The sequence below is a fragment of the Agaribacterium haliotis genome, from assembly GCF_002312815.1.
GTDB lineage: Bacteria > Pseudomonadota > Gammaproteobacteria > Pseudomonadales > Cellvibrionaceae > Agaribacterium > Agaribacterium haliotis.
Map to the genome: position 1 here is coordinate 98,031 of NZ_NKQJ01000015.1, position 21,391 is coordinate 119,421.

Sequence of the window (21,391 nt, forward strand, 5' to 3'; positions counted from 1 at the left end):
CGACATGAAAATGTTCAGCCATGCGAATGAGCGCTTAGCCTATGAAGAAACGGGCGCGGGCCCGGCGGTGCTCCTGCTGCACTGCTCATCGAGCAACCACCACCAGTGGCGCCGCCTAGGCGAACTGATCGGCAAAAGCTTTCGTGTCCTTGCTCCGGATCTCAGCGGTCACGGGGTATCGCTGAACGAGGCTGGCGAGCGCCAAAAATGCAACGACCTCACCGCACTCAGAGGCTTGATTGAGCACTTAAAAAGCCCGGTAATCATCGTAGGGCACGGCTACGGCGCCAGCTTGGCTCTAGAGCTCGCGCTGCTTCAAAGCGCCCGCTGCCGCGCTTTTTGCCTGATAGAAGCGCTGCCTTTTGGGCTGTTAAACGCTGACGCCCCGCTTTACCAACAACAGGCCGAAGTACTCGATAAGTTGCAACAAAAAGTTCACAAAGGGCAGCTGGCGTCAGCGGCTAGGCGCTACATGAGCTTCTGGGCAGGGCTCGGCCACTGGTTGGGGCTGCCAAGGCAGGACAAGCTATTACTCGAGCAATACCTACCGCTGGCACTGCAAGAGTGGCAGTATCAACAGAGTCTTGGCCGCGGCATACGCGCTGATTTAGCGGCGTTAAACAAAGCCGTGACCTTAGTTCACGGCAGTAAGAGCACTGCCCTGTCCCGACAACTACAGCGCGAGCTGATCGCTTGCCTGCCTCAAGCCAACCAGATCATCGTTCGCGACGCCGGCCACATGAGCCCAACCAGCCACTCAGAGCAGATCAACGCTATTGTGTATAACTTTTTGCAGGGCTTTTTGCTGAAAGAAACAAGCCCTGGCTTAAACCCACAAGAGCCCGGAGCTGCTTCAGAAAAGCGCCCCGTATTCAGCTCCTTTTAGTTGCCCGCCGGCGCTCCTATAAGATACAAACAGATACGGGCAAGCTTCAGGCGAAGATAGGTGAAAATAAACTAGAAGTGGTAGTTCAGGCCAACGGCAATAATGTCGACCGAAACGTCTCCGGCGTAGTAGCGGTTGTACTCAATCGAGCTCTCCATGCTACCGCCCAGTAAATAAGCGTAACCCAAACCAAACATAGGGTCTTGACCGTCAATACTGGTGCTCTCATCAATATCGATAGCTCCGCGGCGCACACGGTATTCAATTTCATTGCTCCAGGCAAAATAGCCTGCACGAGCATAAAAGTTATCCCAGCGATTAGGGCGCCAGCTAAGCAGCATGCTCGCACTAAAACCGGTAATCGTGAAATCCGAAGCGACACCAATTCCGATCACATTTAAAGCGTCGTCGGGGAGAACGTCGGCGCCGGTTACCGAGAAGTTGCCAAGCCCTACGTAGTCGAGCTCAAGCGCCAACCAGGATGTGAGCTCACTGCCAATACCGACACTGTAGCCCGGGCCGGATGAGGCTCGAATCTCGTCGGCTTCCGGCGTGGCATAGCCGAGGTCACCATCGATATAGAAATCGGCGTTGGCACTTAGAGGAAGAACAATAAGAGCGGCGCCAAGCGCTTTAGATGCGGTGGCTAAGGCTTTGAATAACATCCAATTTTCCGTCGAGGTCAGTGAAGCAGGCATTGTAGGGGGCAGCAAGCGCAGACACAAGTAAGCCATAGGCAGCCGGGGCCACAACCACAGACCAAAGCACAATCAACGAACAACTGTCGCTACATTCAGCGCATTAATTAAAAGCAACAGCCTCGAGGGTAAGGCGACCGCTCCATTGTTTTGCCTTGTTATCAAATACCCCACTGCCGGGCACCGTTTGAAAGCCCGTGTAATGAACACCTGAACATAGACGACTGAGCACATTAGCACTTGACTTTTCAGGAGCTGAACTACGCTTAAATCAATAATCTCATAACAAACCGTTAGCGCACGCAGTTCAGGGACGCAGAGTATGAAGACCTTAAAACTCAACACACTTTTCTCAGCCGTTGCTTTGGCTTCCATCAGTAGCCTCGGCCAAGCCCAGCCTTTTACCAACGCCGAAGCCAGATCCCTGGCAATGGGCGATACCGGTGTCGCTTCGGCCAGGGCCGACGCAGCTGCCCTGTTTAACCCGGCCATGCTCGCCGAAAAACCCCAGGGCAATATTCAGATCATCCTACCCAATATTGGCGCAAGTTATTTTGCCGATGAAGATGCGCTCGACGCGCTTGAGAACATTGAAGACGAGAACTACATCGACCGCATTTCCGATAGTTCTACACAAATGAATGATGCTATTTCCGGCATGGATACTGACGCCTTCCTCGCGGGGAAAAGTGATCTTGTCAGTGCCGCTGACGGCCTCAATGGCGAACTCAGTGTACTTAGCGAAAAGCCATTCAGAATTAATGCGGGCATCTACAGCAGTGTGGCATTTCCAACCAGCATTGCCGGCTTTTCGGTCTATGCCAACGCCAACGCGGTAATAGAAACCTCACCGATTATCGACGACTGCGACAGTACAACCCTCGACGAATACAGCAATTTCCTCGGTGAAATCAATGACGAGAGCGATATTCAAAACGCACTCGATACCGGCGTGCCCCCTTACACTTACACTTGCCCCGGCGAAAGCACACAGCGCTCGATTATCGATCAAAGCTCTGTGCCCCCGGGCCTATACGACCCGAGCGACGATCTCGCCAGCCGTGTTATTGTCGCCGGTGTAACCGTCAGTGAGTTTGGTGTTGCCATCGCCCATCAATTTACAATTGCCGGCACCGACATCAGCATCGGCCTGACGCCCAAGCTGCAAAAACTCACCAGTTATTGGGCAGTTCCCACAGTCCAGGATTTAGATGACGACAACTACGATCTCGGCGATGAACTCGAAGCATCTGAAAAGGATGAAAGCCAATTTAATGCTGATTTAGGCATCGCCACCAGTTTTCTTCCCGGCGATAGTTTAACGCTTGGTTTAGTCATCAAAAACTTAATCAGCCAGGATTATCGAACCAGCCAAGCTAAAAATGGTGAAAGCGCGAGCTACAGCATAGATCGCCAGGCAAGAGCAGGCATCGCCTGGTACGCGCCGATGGGGGTGACGCTGGCAGCGGATCTCGATTTAACCAAAAATAAACCTTTTTTCCTCGGCGAAGACACTCAGTTTTTATCAATGGGTGCTGAATGGGATATCGTCAAGGTAATTAAACTAAGGGGCGGCTTGCGCAGTAACCTCGAGAACAGCGACGACCAGGTTCTGACCGCAGGCGTAGGTTTTAATATTATTGCGGCCCATATCGACTTTGCCATTCAAGCCGGCTCAAATAACGCCGGCGGCGCTTTCCAGTTTGGGCTTAATTTTTAATACGTCTGAGCACATAGCCAGCGTAACAAAAAAAGCGGCCTACGTGGCCGCTTAAGTTTAAAGCCGGCCCACCGTAATGCATTGGTCTGGCGGGCCCTGGACACCCACCAGCTCATTGCAAACAACTAAACTGGCCGTGGTTATCATTGTTGTTAATCGCTGCTTTTAATCTAAGCGCAAAATTTTTCGATACAGTTCCGCGCCAAGAAAACGAGCCTTTGCCCCCAGCTTGCGCTGAATACGCAAGTTCTCATTCCACTTTACCTGCCGTTCGCTGCGCGCAAACGAGCCGACTTTTAGCTGGCCTGCGTTTGTCGCCACTGCAAGATGGCAAATAAATGCATCTTCGGTCTCCCCCGATCGCGCCGAGACAACCGGCAACCAACCGGCCTGTTGAGTCACGTTTATTGCATCCAGAGTTTCACTGACCGAACCGATCTGATTGAGCTTAATCAGCACTGAGTTTGCCAGCTCTTGTTCTATCCCCTGCTCTATACGTTTGATATTAGTGGTAAATAAGTCGTCACCAATAATTTGAACCTTGCTGCCAAACTCTTTCTGGAAGCGCTTCCAGTTGTTAAAGTCGGTATCGGCAAACGGATCTTCGATGCTAATGATCGGATATTTGTTACACCATGCGGCCATCAAGTCGTAGAATTCGTCAGGGCTGAACGTCTTACCCTCAAGCTTAAAGCTGTAGTTTGTACCGTCATAAAGATCGCTTGCGGCAATATCTAAAGAAATCGCCACATCTCTACCCGGCTCATAGCCTGCCATTTTTATCGCCTCTAACAACACCTCAAATGGCTCTTCATTATTTTTATAATCAGGCCACCAGCCGCCTTCATCGGCGATCCCCACACACTTGCCAAGTTTTTTCATAAGTTCGCCGGCTGCATGATAAATATTGTGGGTTATTTCTAAGGTCTCTTCGTAGCTTTTTGCTCCAACGGCAATAACTAAAAAATCCTGGATATCTGTCGCCCATCCCGCGTGAGCACCACCGCCTAATATCTGAATTTCGTTCAGAGGAATTAAATTTCCTTCGCCGTTGCCAAGGTACTCAAACAAAGCTTGATCGCGAGCGATAGCGGCAGCTTTTGCCATAGCCATCGACACCCCCAAAATAGCGTTGGCGCCCAGACGGCTTTTATTCTCTGTGCCATCGAGCGCAATCATCAACTCGTCGTTGGCGCGCTGCTCAAATACGCTTTTACCCATCAGTGCCGGTGCAATTTCTTCGCGCACATTAGCTATAGCTTTAAAAACGGATTTGCCGCGGAAGCGTTTCATATCGCCATCGCGCAATTCAAGCGCTTCAAACTGACCCGTTGATGCACCAGAGGGAACTAAGCCACAGGCCTTTATACCGTTTTCCAACTCCAGCTCAACCTCCAGCGTTGGGAAACCTCGGCTGTCGTAAATTTGGTAGGCATCGATATTTTGTATTTTCATCTCTATTTTCCTTTTAAAGCACTCTGCCACAACTGCAGTAGCACATTAAGTTCACTGATATTTTGTTTGAGCAACAACTCATACACAAAAGATTTAACCGTTACCTGAGCGCGCATGCTCAAGTATTCAACCGGAGATTTACCGTCCACTCGCGCCAACATCAGTATTGGCAACAGTGCACATAGGTGTTTTTCAAAACTCTCATCAACAACTGCTCCGGCTTCAGACACATAGGCCGACCACGCCGTAGAAGCCAATTCGATTAGCTCGTGTTTATCTTCAGGTTTGCGCGCAGCTTTCAGTAAAAAGTGATTTAGGAAAAATGCCACATCAAATACCGGGTCACCATACCAGGCGACTTCGCAGTCCAGCACAACTAAACGCTTCGGCGAGACCAATATATTCTTGGGGCTATAGTCCCCGTGAACCAAGCAGCGCTCGTTACTTTCTATGCGTCTTGCTTGTCCAGTGATGAATTCAGCTAAATCAGGGTTGCGCTCAGCGGTTTTTAATAAATAAGGCTCAATGCGAAGTTGGCGAAAGTTTTCCAGGGTTGAAAACATCGCTTGCGCATCTCTGTCACCGAGGGAATGACGATGGATCTTGCCAAGCACCTCACCTGCAGCGTGAGCGTAGTTTTTATCGTAACAAGCAGCTAATAAACGGGTTTTCCAGTTTTCCAGCTCCCCACCTAAGAGCTCCATAACAAAAAAATGCAGGTCGTCGTTGGAGTAATATATCTGCGGCACCACACCGGGTAAAAATGCGTGTACGTATTGCAGATATTGCTGCTCAACCTTGTTGCGTGCGACGTCGGCATACCAGTCATCTTTAACTTTTAACTTGCCCAGCGCGCGCTTAAGCACCACCGACTTATTGTTTTGTTCGAGCAATAAAATCTCACAGCTGACACCACCCGAAAGCGGCGTCACCTTAAGCTTCCCCGGCTGAACAACACCCTGTGCCAGCAGGGTGTTGTGAATGGACGTTTCTATCATCACCATTTATTTCGGTTCCGCTATAGATAATGAGCGCGTGTAATCGAGCAGCGTATCGAGACTGTTGACACCGCCGCCGATACCACTGGCATTGACGCCGCCATAAGGCAGGCCGTAAGCAAAGACATTGTGGGCATTGATCCAGCTGTTGCCGCTGACCATCGCCTTGGCTACGCGTTCAGCGCGGTCGCCATCGTTTGTCCAGACACTGTTTGCCAAACCATAATCGAGACTATTTACTTGTCTAATGGCATCGGCCTCGTCGTTAAACTCGGTTAAATAAGCAACCGGGCCAAAAATTTCTTCTTTAAAACAAATATTGTCTTCACTGCCGAGCAATAAGGTCGGCTCAATAAACCAGCCCGGTTTCTGTAAAGCTTTGCCGCCACACAGTAGCTTCGCCCCCTGTTTGAGCCCTTGCTCAACGTAGTCGAGAATACGCGTACTTTGCTGTTCGCTGACCACCGGCCCCATCTGACAGCTTTCTGACATGCCGTCCTCAATCGCCGTCGCCGCGAGCACCGCTTTAACCTTTTCGACAAACACCGGCAGTACGTCGCTGTGAACAATCCATCGTGTCGCCGTACAACAGACCTGGCCGCTGTTAAGAGTAATGGCCCCGGCCAAACCCTCCGCCGCGGCGTCTAAGTCGGCATCGTCAAAGATAACAGCTGCGCCCTTGCCGCCGAGCTCGAGTTTGACCGGCTTGAGCTCAGCACCACAGGCCGCGCCGAGTGTTTTTCCGACCGCGGTGGAACCGGTAAAGCTCAGATATTTAACTTTGGGGTGGGAACTCAATACCGCTCCAATTTCAGAGCCGCCACCGGGCAAAATATTAATAACACCATCGGGAAAACCTGCTTCTTGAATAAGCTTGCCAAGGTACAGCGTGCTAAGTGGCGTCAGCTCGGCCGGTTTAATTACTACCGTATTACCGGCCGCAAGCGCCGGGGCAATGCCCCAGAGACATAGCGTTAGCGGAAAGTTCCACGGGAATACAAAAGCCACGACCCCGTGGGGCAAACGCACGCTTTTGGCATCGATATCGGGCAGATCCAGTGTGCTTTCCATCGCTGTCGTCTGCACAAGCCCGGCGTAGTAGCGAAGCGCCTCAACACCAAAAGGAACATCAAAACCGCGCGCGTTTTCAATCGGCTTGCCGACGTCTAAGGTTTCCAACTGAGCCAGCTCTTCTGCATCTCGCTCACACAGCTCGGCGAGTTTTGTCAGTGCAGCGGCGCGTTCGGCTGCGGATAACTGACTCCAGCTTAAGAACGCCGTATCGGCGGCAGCTATTGCTTTGTTTGCATCCTCAGCCCCGGCTTTACTCACCATCGCCAGCACACATTTATCTGCCGGGTTTTCGACTTTAATTTCGTTAGCAGCGGCGCTTAGTGCGCTCTCCCCTGCAAGCAAAAAAGGAACGGGGTCCTGAGCCAAAAAGGCCTGAACTTTTTCTGTTTGAGCGACCATCGGAACATCCTCCATTTATTATTTTTTCGTACCCGACAAGCGCAATCATTCGATAAAAAATGTACGGCAGGGCCCAGGGGATGAAAAAACAGTAGCACCCGCGCGATAGCCACGATTGACCAAGATCAAGTTAAAAACCTAGAAGAAAACAGATTTACGACACTTTTAGCAGCATCTTCTCAGAAAATATTAAATACTTGCTCAGCTGTTTTTTTTAGAAATGCCAGCACACTTAATCACATATTTTTAGTATTTTTTAGGCTAAGGCTTGATCAGAAAATCCCGCCACAATGCAGCATTACACGAAAGCAAAAAGCATGAGACAATGGCGGCTCAAATTGCGTTTACCGAAGTTATTATTGCTCATGCCTCAATCTGCTCTCGGCAACATCGTTTTCAACGCATTTAGAGCCAACTTAATTCCCGGATTGTTTTTGCAGGCTTTTGCGCTCGCGCTGGGCCTAAGTTACTTTTTTATTCCGGCCAGCTTGCCGGCGTTTGAGTTTTTTGCCGACTTAAAAAGTGCCTACGGATGGCGTTACTCAGTTTTCGCCACCGCTTTTTTTGGCGGCCTTCTGCCGTTTTTATATCTGCGCGTAAAAGGCCTGGCAGAGGGAGCGTTTTACCCCCTACTTACTTTTCAAGTACTTTTTTGGGGCCTAAAGGGTTTGGAAGTCGACCTATTCTACCGCTTCCAGGGCTGGCTCTTTGGCTACGACGCGTCGGCCCTTACCATCGCCAAGAAGGTCATTGTTGACCAGTTTATCTACAGTGCACTGTGGGCTGCACCATCGATCGTACTTCTTTACATATGGCGTGATTGTGGCTTTCAGATCCGCAGCAGCATCAAGGCCTGGCAACAAAAAGAGCTTTGGCAGCTGCATATACCCAGTGTCATTGTCAGCAACTGGCTGCTGTGGATACCGGCTGTATCGGTGGTATACAGCATGCCGCCAGCTCTGCAGGTTCCACTATTTAATGTGGTGCTTTGCTTTTTTGTATTGTTAGTTGCGAGCCTCAGCAACAAAAATCCGACTAAAAACACATAAGCTGTAGGGATTTGCACTTGATCAATCTTTAGGCTCCAGCCACAATAGACACGAACTAATGCTTTATACTTAGTTTCCAACTTATTAGAACAAAAACGTTAAAACTACCATGCTTAAAACATCATTGATGACGACCCTCACCTGCGCGGCTTTTGCATTTAGCCAAGCAGCCTTTGCCAATGCCAAAATTCAAGTCAACCTCGATGTTGCCCACCACGTTGGGGATCAGCACAGCTTCGATCGAAGCCGCTTTATCACCTTTCACGAAACCCCCAGCGGCCATGATCTCAGCGATAAAAACGAGCAAAGTCGCGGTTTAAAACACGCCGTGGGCAACCTGCACGAAGACTTCTTGGTAGACCGGGACGTGTACTTCGGCCGCGACTCCGGCGACGTCCAGTGGCGCCTGCACTACTTACTGCAGAGCTTTAGCCGCGAGGGCTGGGCTGACCCCTATGCGATCAACAAAGCCGGCAAAGACCAAAGAACCTGGTACAGCACCAGTAAAGACAAGCGCGACAAGATGATTCGCAAATACGATGACCGCTACGGACGTATGATCTACAGCACCCAGCAGCGCCCGATATGGCCCGACGGCGCCACCGCGGTTGCCGGCGCAACTGGCCGCCCGTGGCATTTTTCATCCATTGACAGCGCCGAAGAACCCTTTGGTTCCGCTGTCGGCGAATTTCTCGGCCTTTATTTCAACAATTATTTCCGCGCCCCGGGCAGCAAAGATGACGGCCAGATCAAGCCGATGTTTTTTGAAGTCATGAACGAACCTGTGCTCGGCTTGATGGAGTTCACCAACGGCATGAAACCGGCGACTATTAAGCAGATCGCCAAGTATCACAATGTGGTGGCTACCTATGTCAGGCGCTTCAACCCGGAAATGAAGGTCGGTGGCTACTCCACTGCCTACCCGGACTACGACACCGATAACTTTGCCGAGTGGGAAAAGATAGACAAATACTTCCTCGACATCGCCGGGCCCAATATGGACTTTATCAGCCTGCACCTTTATGACTTAGCGGCGGTACCCACTTCAGAAGGCCCCAAAGAACAACTGCGCCGCGGCGCAAATATGGAGGCGACGCTCGACATGCTCGACGCCTATATGGCGATCAACTACGACGAGCCCAAACCCCTGGTAATCAGTGAGTACGGTTCACGTGCCAACGCCATGCTCGACCAACCGTGGAGCAGTTATCGCGACTGGCAAATGTTAAAGTCGATGAACGCCATGCTAATGCAAATGCTCGAGCGACCAAACCGCATCGAACAGGCCGTGCCTTTTGTGCCAGTTAAAGCCGAGTGGGGCCGCGACCCGAAAACCGGCATCCCCTACCAGTGGCGCCTGCTGATTCAACAAAAAGAGCGGCCGGGACAAAGCGGCAACGACTGGGTCTACTCCGATCTGGTGCACTTTTACGATCTGTGGAACGGTGTCCAGGGCAAGCGCCTCGACAGCTGGGCCAGCGACCCCGACATTCAGGTCGATGCCTATGTCGACGGTAAAAAGCTTTATATCATCGCCAATAGCCTCGAAAACAAAGACTTGCACCTCGACCTCAGTGTTTTTGGTGCCGATAAGTTAAAAATCAAATACGTTGAGCTGCGCCAGCTATCTCTGGGCAAAAACAAGCAGGTCGAATACGTCAGCAAAGACATGGGCAATGTTATTCCCCTGAGCTTACCCATGGCCGCCGAATCCACCTCTGTGCTTGCCATTGAATTTAATAAAAAACTCAACCCCAAAGAAAAAGTTGAAGAGAGCCGCCTGTTTGCCAACTCCATGACTCAGGACATCGCCGCAAAAGATCCGATGACCTTCACTATCTGGGGGGTAGAACCCGCCGCGCAGGGCGAAGCTATTTTGCGCCTCGGCCTCGGCCGCAAGCACGGCTTGAGCCTGAAACCCAAAGTGCTAGTCAACGGCAGTGAAATCAAAATACCGGACGACTTCCGCGGTTACGACCAACTGCATAACTCCGAAGGTAAACCGGGCCGAGCTCGCGACAATTTCTTTGGCGTGCTCGAGATTCCCGTACCCTATGAACTGCTGAAAAAAATTACCGTTGTTGAACTTACCTTCCCCGACAGCGGTGGCAAAGTTAGCTCGGTAGCCATCCAAAATATGAAACACAGCAAGCCTATAAAACGGCTCTAAGTTCTATGCTTGATCAAGCATGCTGATCAACAGTTAAACAAAAAGGCGGTGCTTTGCACCGCCTTTTTTATTTCGTCAGTTTATAGATCAAGTTGGCGCCGCAAACTTTGCCGCTGCGCTTTAGCTTGGCAACTAAACTCTCCTATACTTGATGTGTTTTATATTCAACCTTAGCGAATACTTATGAGCAAAGTTTTATACTTCGGCGGCCTGAGCTTGGCCGCCTCTCTTCTCACCTCAGCCAGTCTGGCCGATGATAAGTTCAGCGTACAAGTTAACTTAGACGTTAAACATCAAGTTGGCGCTTACGACAGTTTCGAGCGCGAGCGCTATATCACCATGCACGCCACTCACAACGAACACGACTGGTTTGGCGGCAACCCTCAAAGCCTCGGTCAGCCCAACGAAGTTAAAGACTTATTGCACGATGTCATCATCAAACGCGACGTGTATTTTGGCCGCGATACTGGCGGCATGAAATGGCAGGTTGTCAACGCTTTGCAAAACCCGAAGCGCCCGGGCTGGGTCGACCCGGCGTTTATGAATAAAACCGGTAAAGATACACGCTGGTGGTACAGCAATAGCACCAACGACTTTGAAAAAAGCACGCGTAAATACGAGAACCGCAATACCCGCTTAATTGTCGGGGCTCAACAGCGCCCTTACTGGCCCGACGGAGGTGATCCAGTTGGAGGCCTAACCCCGACTCCCTGGAATTTTTCTACCGCCGACACCGAAGCCGAACCGCTGGGCTCCGCCGTAGGTGATTTTATGGGCCTGTATATCAAAGAGTTTTTCCGCCCGCGCAATGGCAAAGGCGACGGCCAGCTCAAACCACTGTATGTCGAAATCATGAATGAGCCGCTGTTTGAGCTTGTTGAGTACCCGGGCAAGCACCACCCGGCCACAGTTGAGCAGGTCATGCATTTTCACAATGCAGCGGCCGATCAAATCCGCAAACACGACAGCGAAGTACTCATCGGCGGCTACACCGCCGCCTTCCCAAATTTCGAGGTCAATAACTTCCAGGAGTGGGAAAACACCGACAAGCTGTTTATGGATGTTGCCGGTCAGAACATGGACTTTATCAGCATCCATCTTTACGACTTCCCCAACATTCCCTACGGGCCCGTAGTGCGCGAACAATATCGCAAAGGCTCAAATATGGAAGCTACGCTCGACATGCTCGACGCCTACATGGCCAGCGAGTGGGGCAAGCTCAAACCCATCATTGTCAGCGAGTACGGCTCACAGCTGCACGGCATGTATCACCAACCCTGGAGCTCAGAGCGAGACTGGCTGCAAATTAAAGCCTTCAACAGCATGCTTATGCAATTTCTCGAGCGCCCAGACCGCATTGAGCAGAGCCTGCCGTTTACCCCGCTTAAGGCCGAATGGGGGCGCAACTCACCCACCGTACCCTACTACTGGCGCCTGATGATCCAGGCCAAAGAACGGCCCGGCCAGCAAGGCGAGCAGTGGGTCTACTCCGACCTTATTCACTTTTACGACCAGTGGGTCGGTGTTGCGGGAACTCGCATCGACAGCTGGTCATCCGATCCGGATGTGCAAGTCGACGCCTACGTTGACGACAAGACACTTTATCTCATCGCCAACAGCCTTGAATTTAAAGACATCACGCTCGATCTCGACGTGCTCGGCTTGAAAAAAATGAAAGTAAAAAGTGCTGAGCTTCGCCACCTCTATTTAGGCGATGACAAAATCGTCAAATACGAAGTGACCGAGCTTGGTAAAAAGCTCCCGCAAAGCATCCCCGTCGGCGCTGAAGCTACGTCTGTACTTGTGGTTAACTTCAATAAGAAGCTAAAACCCAAGGCCTCGGTCAAAGAGAGCCGCCATTTTGCCAAGCAAATGAACACAGCGATCGAAGCTGGCGAGAAGCTCCGCTTTGATATCGACGGTATCAAACCTGGTAAGCAGGGCGAAGCGCTACTGCGGCTCGGCGTGGGCCGCAACTTTGGTCTAAGCCTTGAGCCAAGTATCAGCCTGAACGGAAGCGCTCTCAAGCTTCCGACAGACTATCGCGGCTACAACCAATACCACAATGCCGCGGGTGAGCCGGGCAAAGCGCGCGACAGCTTCTTTGGTGTGCTTGAGATTCCTGTGCCCTATGAGTTGTTAAAAACACAGAACATCGTCGAGCTCAGCTTCCCGGATAGCGGCGGTAAAATTAGCTCTGTCGCCCTGCAAAATATGCAGCACAGTAAAGCCTTTAAGCGCTCAGCGGTTGAACCGGTACTGCTGCACCCAAGCTTTGCCGATGCACTCAAAGACGCCAAAGCCATGGCCCAAAGCGGTGAAAGCAACGAGCCCAAAGAACACAAAATGGAACACTTTAAAACCGAGCTCAACGAAGAGGATTCCGAAAGCAGCAAAGCTGACGAACACTGAAAAAGCTCCAGATAGACATTGAAACGGGCCTCAAGGCCCGTTTTTTTTCACTCGTGAAAACCCCACCAATACAGGCCGCCAGCAGGGCAGCATCTTAACAGGCATAAAAAACCCGGCGGTCGCCGGGCTTCGTTATTTTAAGAAAGCAACTTGAAGAAAGCTTTAAGAAAACTACTTGCAAAATGGCCGCAGCGTTAACACTCCGCCAAACAATCTTCGTTCAGCTCATCTTTCTCGCGGCGAGCCTGAACTTCGTTATAAACCTTCACCGCCAAAATGCTGGCAGCTAACACAAAGGTGATCATGTTCGCTGCTATCATGGCGACATCTTGAATAACTAAACCATAACCCAACCACAGGGCTACACCCACTGTAAAAATACTGTACATAGCTAAAGACAGCGACGCGGTATCGCGTGTTTTCAACACTTGAATTGCCTGCGGCAAAAACGAAGAAGTTGTGGCTATGGCAGCGATAAAGCCCAGCATTTCTAAGTTCATCAGCTCTAAATTTGTCATCTCTAATCTCCGCTAATTCATGTCGCTTTGCGACGTAAGACCTGAGTACCGCAGACAGATATTTTGTTCTGTGTTGCATCACTCTATGGCGCATAGTTTAAATACTTCACGCAGCAGTGGTTATGGATTAAGCTATCAAAAACTTATCCAAAACTATCACAGATCAAATTATGATCATCGATAAAAACTGGCAATGGCAGGATGTACTGGAGATCGGCCCGGAGTGTAATGAGCGCTTCTTAGATGCCGATAAGGTCCCCGAGCTCAGAGAACTCGCGATTCCACTGTGTGGTTTTAGCCACCTGGAGGGCCACTACCGGGTCGGGCGCAGTAAACCGGTGGCCAATACCATACTTTACAGTGTCGACGGCGCCATTGAGCTCTATACCCCCGAGGGCTGTCAAACTGTCGGAAAAAGCCAGCTGATCATCTTGCCGGCGCACAGGCCGTTTTTAATTGAGCTCAAAGCGCCATTCTGGACGATGACCTGGTTTGACTTCGAAGACACCCCCCGCTGGAGCGAACTGTGCACAGGCAAAGCGCCGGCCGAGTTCTGTCAAAGTGGGCGGCAGATCTTTCACGCCCTGGCAGTGCTTTATTACGAGCGCGACGCCAGCCTGCGCCGGCCAACGCTCGATTACCTCGAGCACTACCTGCAGGAAAGCCTAAAAGCCCCGGCCAACCAAAACCAGGAAAGCCAACGCCTCGATCAGCTGTTTCGCGATATTGATAAGCGCCTGCACTACCCGTGGAGCGTTGAAGAAATGAGCCAGCTGATTCACTACAGTGCCCCCCACTTGCACCGGCTCTGCCAAAAGCGCTTTGGCCGCAGCCCTCTGCAACAAATTATTCATATGCGCATGGAGCGTGCAAAGTACCTGCTCAGCAGCACGGCGTGGCCGCTGAGCCAAATAGCCGAACAAGTCGGTTACCACGATCTATTTAGCTTTTCCAAGCGCTTTAAAAAAAGCGTCGGCGAAGCACCTGCGCACTACCGCAAATCACAAAATGCAAACAAATAAAGCAGGCAAGTACCGCAACCGGCATTAACAGCGGCTGTAGAGCTCTAACGGAAACTGTTCGCAGATTTCCATACAGGGTTTTCCGCCAGACATGATGCGATAGACACGGTTGATATGCATGCTGTCGCGACCTATCGATATCAGCTCACGATAGGTTTCCAAACCCGTCTCCCTAAGCAGCTCACCAATGCCAACACGATCGGCTTCAAGCTCTTGCACCAGGCTGCTGGGCAACACCGCCGGATTGACAAACGAGCGCGCCAGCGCGTAAAGGCGCTCACTATCGGCACCACTCAAACTCACGCGCCTCTCTATGACCTCGCTCTCGCGCGGCAGCGCCAGACTCGCACTGGGCTTAGCTAACACCGTGCGACACTGGGCCAAACGATTGACATTGACCGGCTCCCAGAAATAACTCTCGAGGATCTTTGTCACAGTGCCGTCGGTGGTTAACAGCACCCGCAAGAAGGCGGGTAATTCTTTTAAGTTCAGCTGCTCACCACTGTCGAGTTCGAGCAGGTCGGAACCAGCATAACCGCTGGATGCAAATAAATTTCTCATACGTTAAAACAAGAGGCGCTGTGCGCCGCTAAATCCTTTTTTACCACAGCCCTAAATGCTCGCAGGTAGAGTGACTGCAAAACAGGCGACAGTCTGGAAAACAGGCTCACAGCGCCCGACCCGGCTTTATTGACCTGAATTAGTTAAGGCTAATTTTGTACACATTCTAATGCATCTTACCGCTTTATTACGGTAAAATCCGCGCTCGCGCCCCGGCGCACCTGCACGTCAGTGCAAGCTCTACTCTAGTACCCTAAGACGAGGACACTACCTTGAACCTGCAAAGCGCAAGCAAAGATCAACTACAACAATGGGCCCAGCAACTACAGAGCGAGTACGAAACCATTAAGGCCAAAAAACTCGGCCTCGATCTAACGCGCGGCAAACCCTCGACAGAGCAACTGAGCCTCAGCGACGCAATGGACGGTATACTCAAGGGCAATTACCTCGATGCCAGCGGCACGGATGTGCGCAACTACGGCGGCCTCGATGGCATTCAGGCAGCCCGCGAACTCGGAGCCGAAATGACCGGCGTACCCGCAGCCAACGTGTTGGCCGCAGGCAATTCAAGTTTAACGCTGATGCACCAGGCGATGAGCATTGCCTACCTCTACGGTTTAAACGGCCCGGAAAGCGCCTGGAACAAACAAGAAAGCGCAACCGTTATCTGCCCTGTGCCAGGCTATGATCGCCACTACGGCGTATGTGAGCACTTAGGCATCGACATGGTCACCGTCGGCATGGACCAAAACGGCCCGGATATGGACGCCGTTGAAAAACTAATTAAAGAAGACGACAGCATCGTCGGCCTGTGGTGTGTACCGCGCTTTTCCAACCCTACCGGTGTCGTTTACAGCGATGAGGTCGTTGAGCGCATCGCCAAACTCGCCAATATTGCCAACCCCAACTTCCGCGTTTTTTGGGACAACGCCTACGCCGTTCACGCACTCAGTGACGACGCCCCACAACTGCTAAATATCTGGCAGGCCTGCCAGGCTGCGGGTACCGAAGACAGCGTGCTGCAGTTTGCATCAACCTCGAAAATTACCTTTGCCGGCGCTGGCGTTGCATTTATGGCTGCGAGCGATGCAAACCTCAAAGGCTTTAAAAAGAGCCTGGCTTTTATGACCATCGGCCCAGATAAGGTCAACCAATTGCGTCACGTCGAATTTTTCAAAGCCGACGGTGCTTTAACCGCTCATATGAATAAACACGCCGACATCATTCGCCCGCGCTTTGACTCCGTGCTGCGCCACCTTGAAGCCGCGTTTGGCGACAATGAGCTCGGCACCTGGGAAAGTGCCCAAGGCGGTTATTTTATTAGCTTCGATACCCAGCCAGGGCTCGCCAAAGAAGTTGTGCAGCTGGCTGCCGATGCCGGCGTTAAACTGACCCCAGCCGGCGCGACCTTTCCCTACGGTAAAGACCCGAAAGACAGCAATATCCGTATCGCTCCAACCGTGCCAACGGTCGAACAGGTAGATGAAGCAATGAAAGTATTTGTATGCTGCGTAAAGCTCGCATCTGTCAAACAGGCGCTGACTCAGGCCTAACGCCGTAACGCGCCTAATCCTGCGCAAATAAAAGCCGGGCCCTCTGCCCGGCTTTTTTTCGCCAATTGATTACTGCTTAATAAAAACAAATCTATCCGCATTCCACTCCCAGGTTGAACTGGAATTACCCGCGCTGCGAATACGAATGCTCTGCTGGCCGGCCTCGAGCGGAATCAGTGCATTGGGGTTTAGCTGAATAAACTTGTCCCAATTTCCATTGTTTGGAACCGACTCGAAAATATAAGAAACACCGTTGAGCAACAGCTCAATCGCACCGCCGCTCTGGGTTGTAGCAAGCCATGCCTGCATGCGATAGTTGCCCGCCACCGGCACTTGCAACTGGTAATCAGCCCAATCCCCACGCTGATTAAAGTTAATTGCGTCCACACCATCGGCCGTTGTGTAGCGCTGAAAACCGCCGTAGCTGCCGCCGGTCTGAACAAAGTTTTCAGCCTGAACAACAAATTCCACGGCCGTGCTATCAGCGCGCTTAAAGCGCAGCCAGTTCAAATTAAAGTTACCGCCAATTACTTCAAGTCGCAGTTGTGCTGATGAATGTGCATTAATGTTTACATTCTTCAGTGTCACTGTTTTCCAATTTTGCCAGCCGCCGGTGCCATCAAATTCCATCACGGCAAGCGACCGCGAAGCTAAAATTAGTTTTACAGCCTTAGCGCCGGCGCTGTCTTTTGCTGCAACACGCAACTCTATATCGTAATTGCCCGGCGCTACGTCGGCCAGGCTGTATTCAAGCCACTCGCCATCGGCCAGCCAACCCAAATTAAAACCACCGCCGCTATCTGTCGTTGTTTGAATATCTATGTGCTCATCGGGTCGATAGGCCCGCCCCGAATTACCTTGATCACTATCGTGATAGGCCACCCCCTCTCCGCCGACATCAAAGTCTTCAAGCTCAAGCAACCCGGGGATAGTCATCGATTTATAAGCGTGTTGCTCTTCGCTCGGTATCGAAGGCGAAGGGCTAGGCAGTGCGCTCGGAGCGGGCGTCGGCGCGGCACCGACATAAAGATAATAACTAACATCATCACTGCGATCGGCCTTGGGGTTGCGCTTGTAAGCGTTGTTAGTTCGCTGCCAGACAAAGTTATTGTCAAAGATCACAGAAGCGCGATCAATCACACGCCCGGGGTGAAACGAAAAACCCTGCTTCCAATTTGAAGAGGAATCAGCGTAAAAGATATGATTGTTTTGCCAGGTATTTCTCGCCGTCGCTGGCTGGCCATTACTTTCGCTGCCGTTTTCCTGAAAGCCGCCATCGCCGTCTCGCACATGTATGCCAACGTTAGCATCAATTAAGTTATCGACGGAGGCGATTTCTGTCCATACCATCCAGCGCGAGCCAGAATCAACCAACACATTAGCGCGAGTAATCGAGTTTTTTGTGTAGGCGTCAATATCGATACCATCTACATCAGCGTCAAAAATAAGATTATTTTCAACGCGAATACCATTGGACGCTTTGACGTGAATAGCCCTGCGCGTTGAGTTGTAAATAAAGTTCCCCCTTACCAAGCTATCGCCGTAGACATTATTTAAAAACAAAACATTGCGACAATTATCGGTGTTTAAACCCTCTACCTTGAGCGCCTTTGCATAACGAGTATAAACAGCTGCCAGGCGATCATTGCCGAGCAATTTACCGCGCTTGGTGCCCAAAATTTTAACGTTGGCTTTCGCTTTAGTATTGCTGCCGCGCACCTCAAAAATCCCGTTGATCACATCTGAAACAGAGTACTCATCGGGGATGGTTCCGGGAATTACCGGCCCGGTGTAGCGCACGGTGCCATCAATCCATACCGTAGTGTTCTCACCGACCTGAATGAGTTTTTCTCTTGAGGTGACATCGACCGTACCGCGAAAAACAAAGGTGCCTCCGGCCGCCGCAATCGCCGCCCGGTGCTGCTCTAGGTTGCTATTGTTTACGATGGTAGCAGCACCGCTATAAGTTGCTGGCCTGTCGTTAGCCAGCCAGCTCAGGGTGTTTTTTACCGCATCCATCTGGGCGATATTGCTAGCAAACTCTCCTTCGGTTAAGCGCGAATTGTGAACTGAAGCAGGCAATTCAGCACTTTGTAACCACGCGCGCAGCTGTGCAACACTGCCACTGCCCGCTGGAGCATCGCGCAAGCGCACTTGGCCGCCATTGTTTGCATCAACCAGCGTATAGGCAGAATGATCTTCATAGACCGCTGCGTGAGTTAACGCCGAAAAAAATAAAGAAAACCCGGTAAAAAACAATACTGAAAACAAACTCGAACGCTTCATCACTTTTCCTTTTATTAGATGAGTATCAGCCAGCTTTGACGACGACATATAACAAGGAAAAGACAAATCTTGACAGAAGCAAACAGAGCCAAATACCACAGAGGGCGGCGCCGAGAACAAGGATTTATTCCGCAGTTATTTTTGTGCCATAGCAATTAAAATTAATTAACGGCAATTCAGGTGACAACAACAGAATGTCGATTTACAAACAGATCGGCCGCTCGATTATTCTTATTCCGGCCAACCTGTCTTACCTCGATAAAGGCAGAACTAAAATTTAGGCAAGCAACGCATGCATTGCAAGTAACAACTTAAGGCTTTGTGTTCGTTTACACAGCCATTAGTAAAATAATGGCACACAAAGAAAGCTTTTGAGCTCCATCAATTACTGCAATACGATTTTATTGCTAAGCCTTTTAAATAAAAGAACACGATGTAAACGTTAACAAATAAGAGGATGTAAAAACTAATAAAGCTACAAAGAAGAGATTCAATTAAAAGGGGGGGGGATTTAATTAAAAAAGAGATATTAATTAAATAAGCCCGTAGCAGAGGCTTATATCATATACCCCTACCACCAGTGCTCCAGCTGAGTACCGAGCGTCCAACCCTCATCGCTATCGAGATAAGCTGCGCCGCCGACCTGGCCAACAAATGCGTCAGACCAGCTGGCATAGGTTGCAAAAAAACGCAGCGCAGGGCGCTGGTAAAAAGAAAATTCAGGCTTTAATTCATAAGCCAACGTAGTTTTCACAAGAAAGCCGTCCTGGGCGTGATAGTCGTCGTTAACGTGATCAAGGCCCAGCTCAAACGACGCCATGCCATATTTACTCAAGCGATACATCGGCCGCGAGCCCATACTAAACCACGAAAAGCGTGAGCCCTCTTGGCCAGGCACATCACCATCGGCCAGGGCGTAGAGCAAGACACTCTGCACAGCAAAATTACCGTACACATCAACCGTGTGCTGGTTCACCCACTCCAAGGCCCAGTTGTCCTCATAGAGCCTATCCTGGCCGTCGCGCACGGGTTGCGGCCCGCCAAAGTGATTCTGTTGTACCGCAGCGCCACTGCGCAAGGTAAGGCCACTGAGTAATTCACCGTGCAGCACGTCTTCAACGATCAACCAGGAACCGGCCGCGACACCATTTTTTTTGTGCAGACCGAGAGTTTTATTCTCGTGCCGTTCATTAATCAGCGCCCAAAAGCTAAGCTGGCTGCGTTCACTTAGCGAATAATCCAGCAAACGTAAATCTACGCCCGTGGTATAAAGCTGCTGCATCGAGCCATCAACAGCTTGCAGTTCATCGGCACTGCGAATTAAAGTCGCAGTAAACTCCGCGTCAAACAGTTTTACGCCTTCAAGGCCGAGCGCGCCTTCGGCACCCTGAACCGTATTCAACCAATAATAATCCAGCAAATGCAGGTCGCGCCTATCGAAATACCGCTTGCCCATCCACACATCGGCGCCGCCTGGAAGTACGTTATTAAACTTTAAATACAGTTGCTCGGTATTATCAAAACTAAAGCTGTCATCCTCGCCATGCTTGCTGTAAGCGCTCTGCATAAAATAAAGCTGATAACTCAAATCGTTTTCCGTGGCGCTCGGCTCTCGGTAGTGATAATCCACCGCAAGCTCACCGTAACTATCGGCCTCGTTGCCAAAGCGGTATTTGGCCTGCGCGCCTGGCGCTTGAAAACTCACCTGCTCGGCACCAGATTGGCTCATGCCTACTGAGTGGCGAATATAACCGTCTAATTCCAATTGATGTGGCCCCGAGCTCAACGCCAAACCAGGTATCGCCGAGCCAGCCGACAGAGTAAATAAAGCTGCGCAGATAATATGTCTCACAAAGCGTCCATGTGATCTAGGTGGGAGGATAACAATGTGCCCCATTGTAGCCGCGCCAGATAAAGACTGACCAGCGCGGCAGTTGCCAAGCTGTTAATTGCTTCTGCTTAGTTTTCCGTTTCTGGCGCTTGTTCGGCTTGCTCGTCCATTCCTTCAATCCACAATAGCCCTAAGTGGCGGCGCAAGGCCTGGTTCTTATTGCAGTTCGGCACATCTTTTTTATTTTCCAGAGCCTGACAACGCTCCAGATGTAACTCTTCGGCCTGAGCGAGGCGGTGGCTGAGTTCAGCACTGATATCGAGCTCATCCTCTTGCGGGTCGTTTACCGGATCGTAGTCAATAACGTCATCAACAGGCTCAGATGGCTCGGGCTCAGGAGTTGGGCTCGGCTCGAGAGAAGGTAAGGGCGACGGCTCTGGGCTCGGCTGCGGCGATGGCGATGGACTTGGCACCGGCGTTGGCGATGGACTTGGCACCGGCGTTGGCGATGGACTCGGCACCGGCGTTGGCGATGGACTCGGCACCGGCGTTGGCGATGGACTCGGCACCGGCGTCGGAGATGGACTTGGCTGCGGCGTCGGCGATGGGCTCGGCACCGGCGTTGGCGATGGACTTGGCACCGGCGTCGGCGATGGACTTGGCACCGGCGTCGGCGATGGACTTGGCACCGGCGTCGGCGATGGACTTGGCACCGGCGTCGGCGATGGACTTGGCACCGGCGTCGGCGATGGACTTGGC

16 protein-coding genes and 1 pseudogene are annotated in these 21,391 nt (G+C 51.2%); 8 read left to right on the forward strand and 9 right to left on the reverse strand.

What is annotated here, in order from left to right; genetic code table 11:
• Window positions 1-4: 4 nt before the first annotated feature.
• Window positions 5-886: an alpha/beta fold hydrolase gene (locus CFK45_RS16475; protein ID WP_096087544.1), complete on the forward strand. Its 882-nt coding sequence runs from the start codon at window positions 5-7 to the stop codon at window positions 884-886.
• A gap of 71 nt (window positions 887-957) precedes the next feature.
• Here CFK45_RS16475 and CFK45_RS16480 read toward each other — a convergent pair whose 3' ends face one another.
• Window positions 958-1,551: an outer membrane beta-barrel protein gene (locus CFK45_RS16480; RefSeq protein WP_158224737.1), complete on the reverse strand. Its 594-nt coding sequence runs from the start codon at window positions 1,549-1,551 to the stop codon at window positions 958-960.
• A gap of 355 nt (window positions 1,552-1,906) precedes the next feature.
• Between CFK45_RS16480 and traF the strand changes: the two genes are divergently transcribed.
• The gene (traF, locus tag CFK45_RS16485; RefSeq protein ID WP_096087546.1) at window positions 1,907-3,304 is read left to right on the forward strand and encodes a conjugal transfer protein TraF; all 1,398 of its coding nucleotides are present in this window, start codon (window positions 1,907-1,909) and stop codon (window positions 3,302-3,304) included.
• 165 nt (window positions 3,305-3,469) lie between these two features.
• Here traF and eno read toward each other — a convergent pair whose 3' ends face one another.
• Genes eno through CFK45_RS16500 form a run of 3 tightly spaced genes read right to left on the reverse strand, consistent with a single transcriptional unit; the run spans window position 3,470 to window position 7,230 of the window.
• Entirely contained in the window at window positions 3,470-4,759 is a 1,290-nt protein-coding gene (gene eno, locus CFK45_RS16490) for a phosphopyruvate hydratase (RefSeq protein WP_096087547.1), read from the reverse strand.
• A 2-nt stretch (window positions 4,760-4,761) separates the two neighbouring features.
• On the reverse strand, window positions 4,762-5,763 hold the full coding sequence (locus tag CFK45_RS16495) for a phosphotransferase family protein (protein WP_096087548.1): 1,002 nt from the start codon (window positions 5,761-5,763) through the stop codon (window positions 4,762-4,764).
• The gene (locus CFK45_RS16500; RefSeq protein ID WP_096087560.1) at window positions 5,764-7,230 is read right to left on the reverse strand and encodes an aldehyde dehydrogenase family protein; all 1,467 of its coding nucleotides are present in this window, start codon (window positions 7,228-7,230) and stop codon (window positions 5,764-5,766) included.
• 365 nt (window positions 7,231-7,595) lie between these two features.
• Between CFK45_RS16500 and CFK45_RS16505 the strand changes: the two genes are divergently transcribed.
• From CFK45_RS16505 to CFK45_RS16515, 3 genes are all read left to right on the forward strand, one after another.
• Window positions 7,596-8,279 carry a hypothetical protein gene (locus CFK45_RS16505; RefSeq protein ID WP_096087561.1) on the forward strand — a complete coding sequence of 228 codons (684 nt, stop codon included), beginning with the start codon at window positions 7,596-7,598 and terminating at the stop codon, window positions 8,277-8,279.
• A gap of 127 nt (window positions 8,280-8,406) precedes the next feature.
• Window positions 8,407-10,449 carry an agarase gene (locus tag CFK45_RS16510; protein ID WP_096087549.1) on the forward strand — a complete coding sequence of 681 codons (2,043 nt, stop codon included), beginning with the start codon at window positions 8,407-8,409 and terminating at the stop codon, window positions 10,447-10,449.
• 183 nt (window positions 10,450-10,632) lie between these two features.
• Window positions 10,633-12,861, forward strand: coding sequence for an agarase (locus tag CFK45_RS16515; RefSeq protein ID WP_096087550.1), 2,229 nt, complete (start codon window positions 10,633-10,635; stop codon window positions 12,859-12,861).
• Between the two features lie 194 nt (window positions 12,862-13,055).
• Here CFK45_RS16515 and CFK45_RS16520 read toward each other — a convergent pair whose 3' ends face one another.
• Window positions 13,056-13,379 carry a SemiSWEET transporter gene (locus tag CFK45_RS16520; RefSeq protein ID WP_239923731.1) on the reverse strand — a complete coding sequence of 108 codons (324 nt, stop codon included), beginning with the start codon at window positions 13,377-13,379 and terminating at the stop codon, window positions 13,056-13,058.
• Between the two features lie 170 nt (window positions 13,380-13,549).
• On the opposite strand from CFK45_RS16520, the gene CFK45_RS16525 reads away from it, so the two are divergent.
• Window positions 13,550-14,401, forward strand: a complete 852-nt coding sequence (locus CFK45_RS16525; protein ID WP_096087551.1) for a helix-turn-helix transcriptional regulator — start codon at window positions 13,550-13,552, stop codon at window positions 14,399-14,401.
• 24 nt (window positions 14,402-14,425) lie between these two features.
• Here CFK45_RS16525 and CFK45_RS16530 read toward each other — a convergent pair whose 3' ends face one another.
• Window positions 14,426-14,962, reverse strand: a complete 537-nt coding sequence (locus CFK45_RS16530; RefSeq protein ID WP_096087552.1) for a chorismate--pyruvate lyase family protein — start codon at window positions 14,960-14,962, stop codon at window positions 14,426-14,428.
• A gap of 272 nt (window positions 14,963-15,234) precedes the next feature.
• On the opposite strand from CFK45_RS16530, the gene CFK45_RS16535 reads away from it, so the two are divergent.
• Window positions 15,235-16,515: an aspartate aminotransferase type Ic gene (locus tag CFK45_RS16535; protein ID WP_096087553.1), complete on the forward strand. Its 1,281-nt coding sequence runs from the start codon at window positions 15,235-15,237 to the stop codon at window positions 16,513-16,515.
• Window positions 16,516-16,584: 69 nt separating this feature from the next.
• Here the strand turns inward: CFK45_RS16535 and CFK45_RS16540 are convergent, their stop codons facing one another.
• From CFK45_RS16540 to CFK45_RS18385, 3 genes are all read right to left on the reverse strand, one after another.
• Window positions 16,585-18,801, reverse strand: coding sequence for a carbohydrate-binding protein (locus CFK45_RS16540; protein ID WP_158224738.1), 2,217 nt, complete (start codon window positions 18,799-18,801; stop codon window positions 16,585-16,587).
• Between the two features lie 571 nt (window positions 18,802-19,372).
• Window positions 19,373-20,653, reverse strand: coding sequence for a carbohydrate porin (locus CFK45_RS16545; RefSeq protein ID WP_158224739.1), 1,281 nt, complete (start codon window positions 20,651-20,653; stop codon window positions 19,373-19,375).
• Between the two features lie 107 nt (window positions 20,654-20,760).
• Window positions 20,761-21,105 (reverse strand): hypothetical protein, encoded by a 345-nt coding sequence (locus CFK45_RS18385; RefSeq protein ID WP_143247624.1) that lies wholly within the window; start codon window positions 21,103-21,105, stop codon window positions 20,761-20,763.
• On the opposite strand from CFK45_RS18385, the pseudogene CFK45_RS18390 reads away from it, so the two are divergent.
• Window positions 21,093-21,391: pseudogene (locus CFK45_RS18390) on the forward strand (hypothetical protein); the annotation flags it as partial. The gene CFK45_RS18385 and the pseudogene CFK45_RS18390 overlap by 13 nt on opposite strands.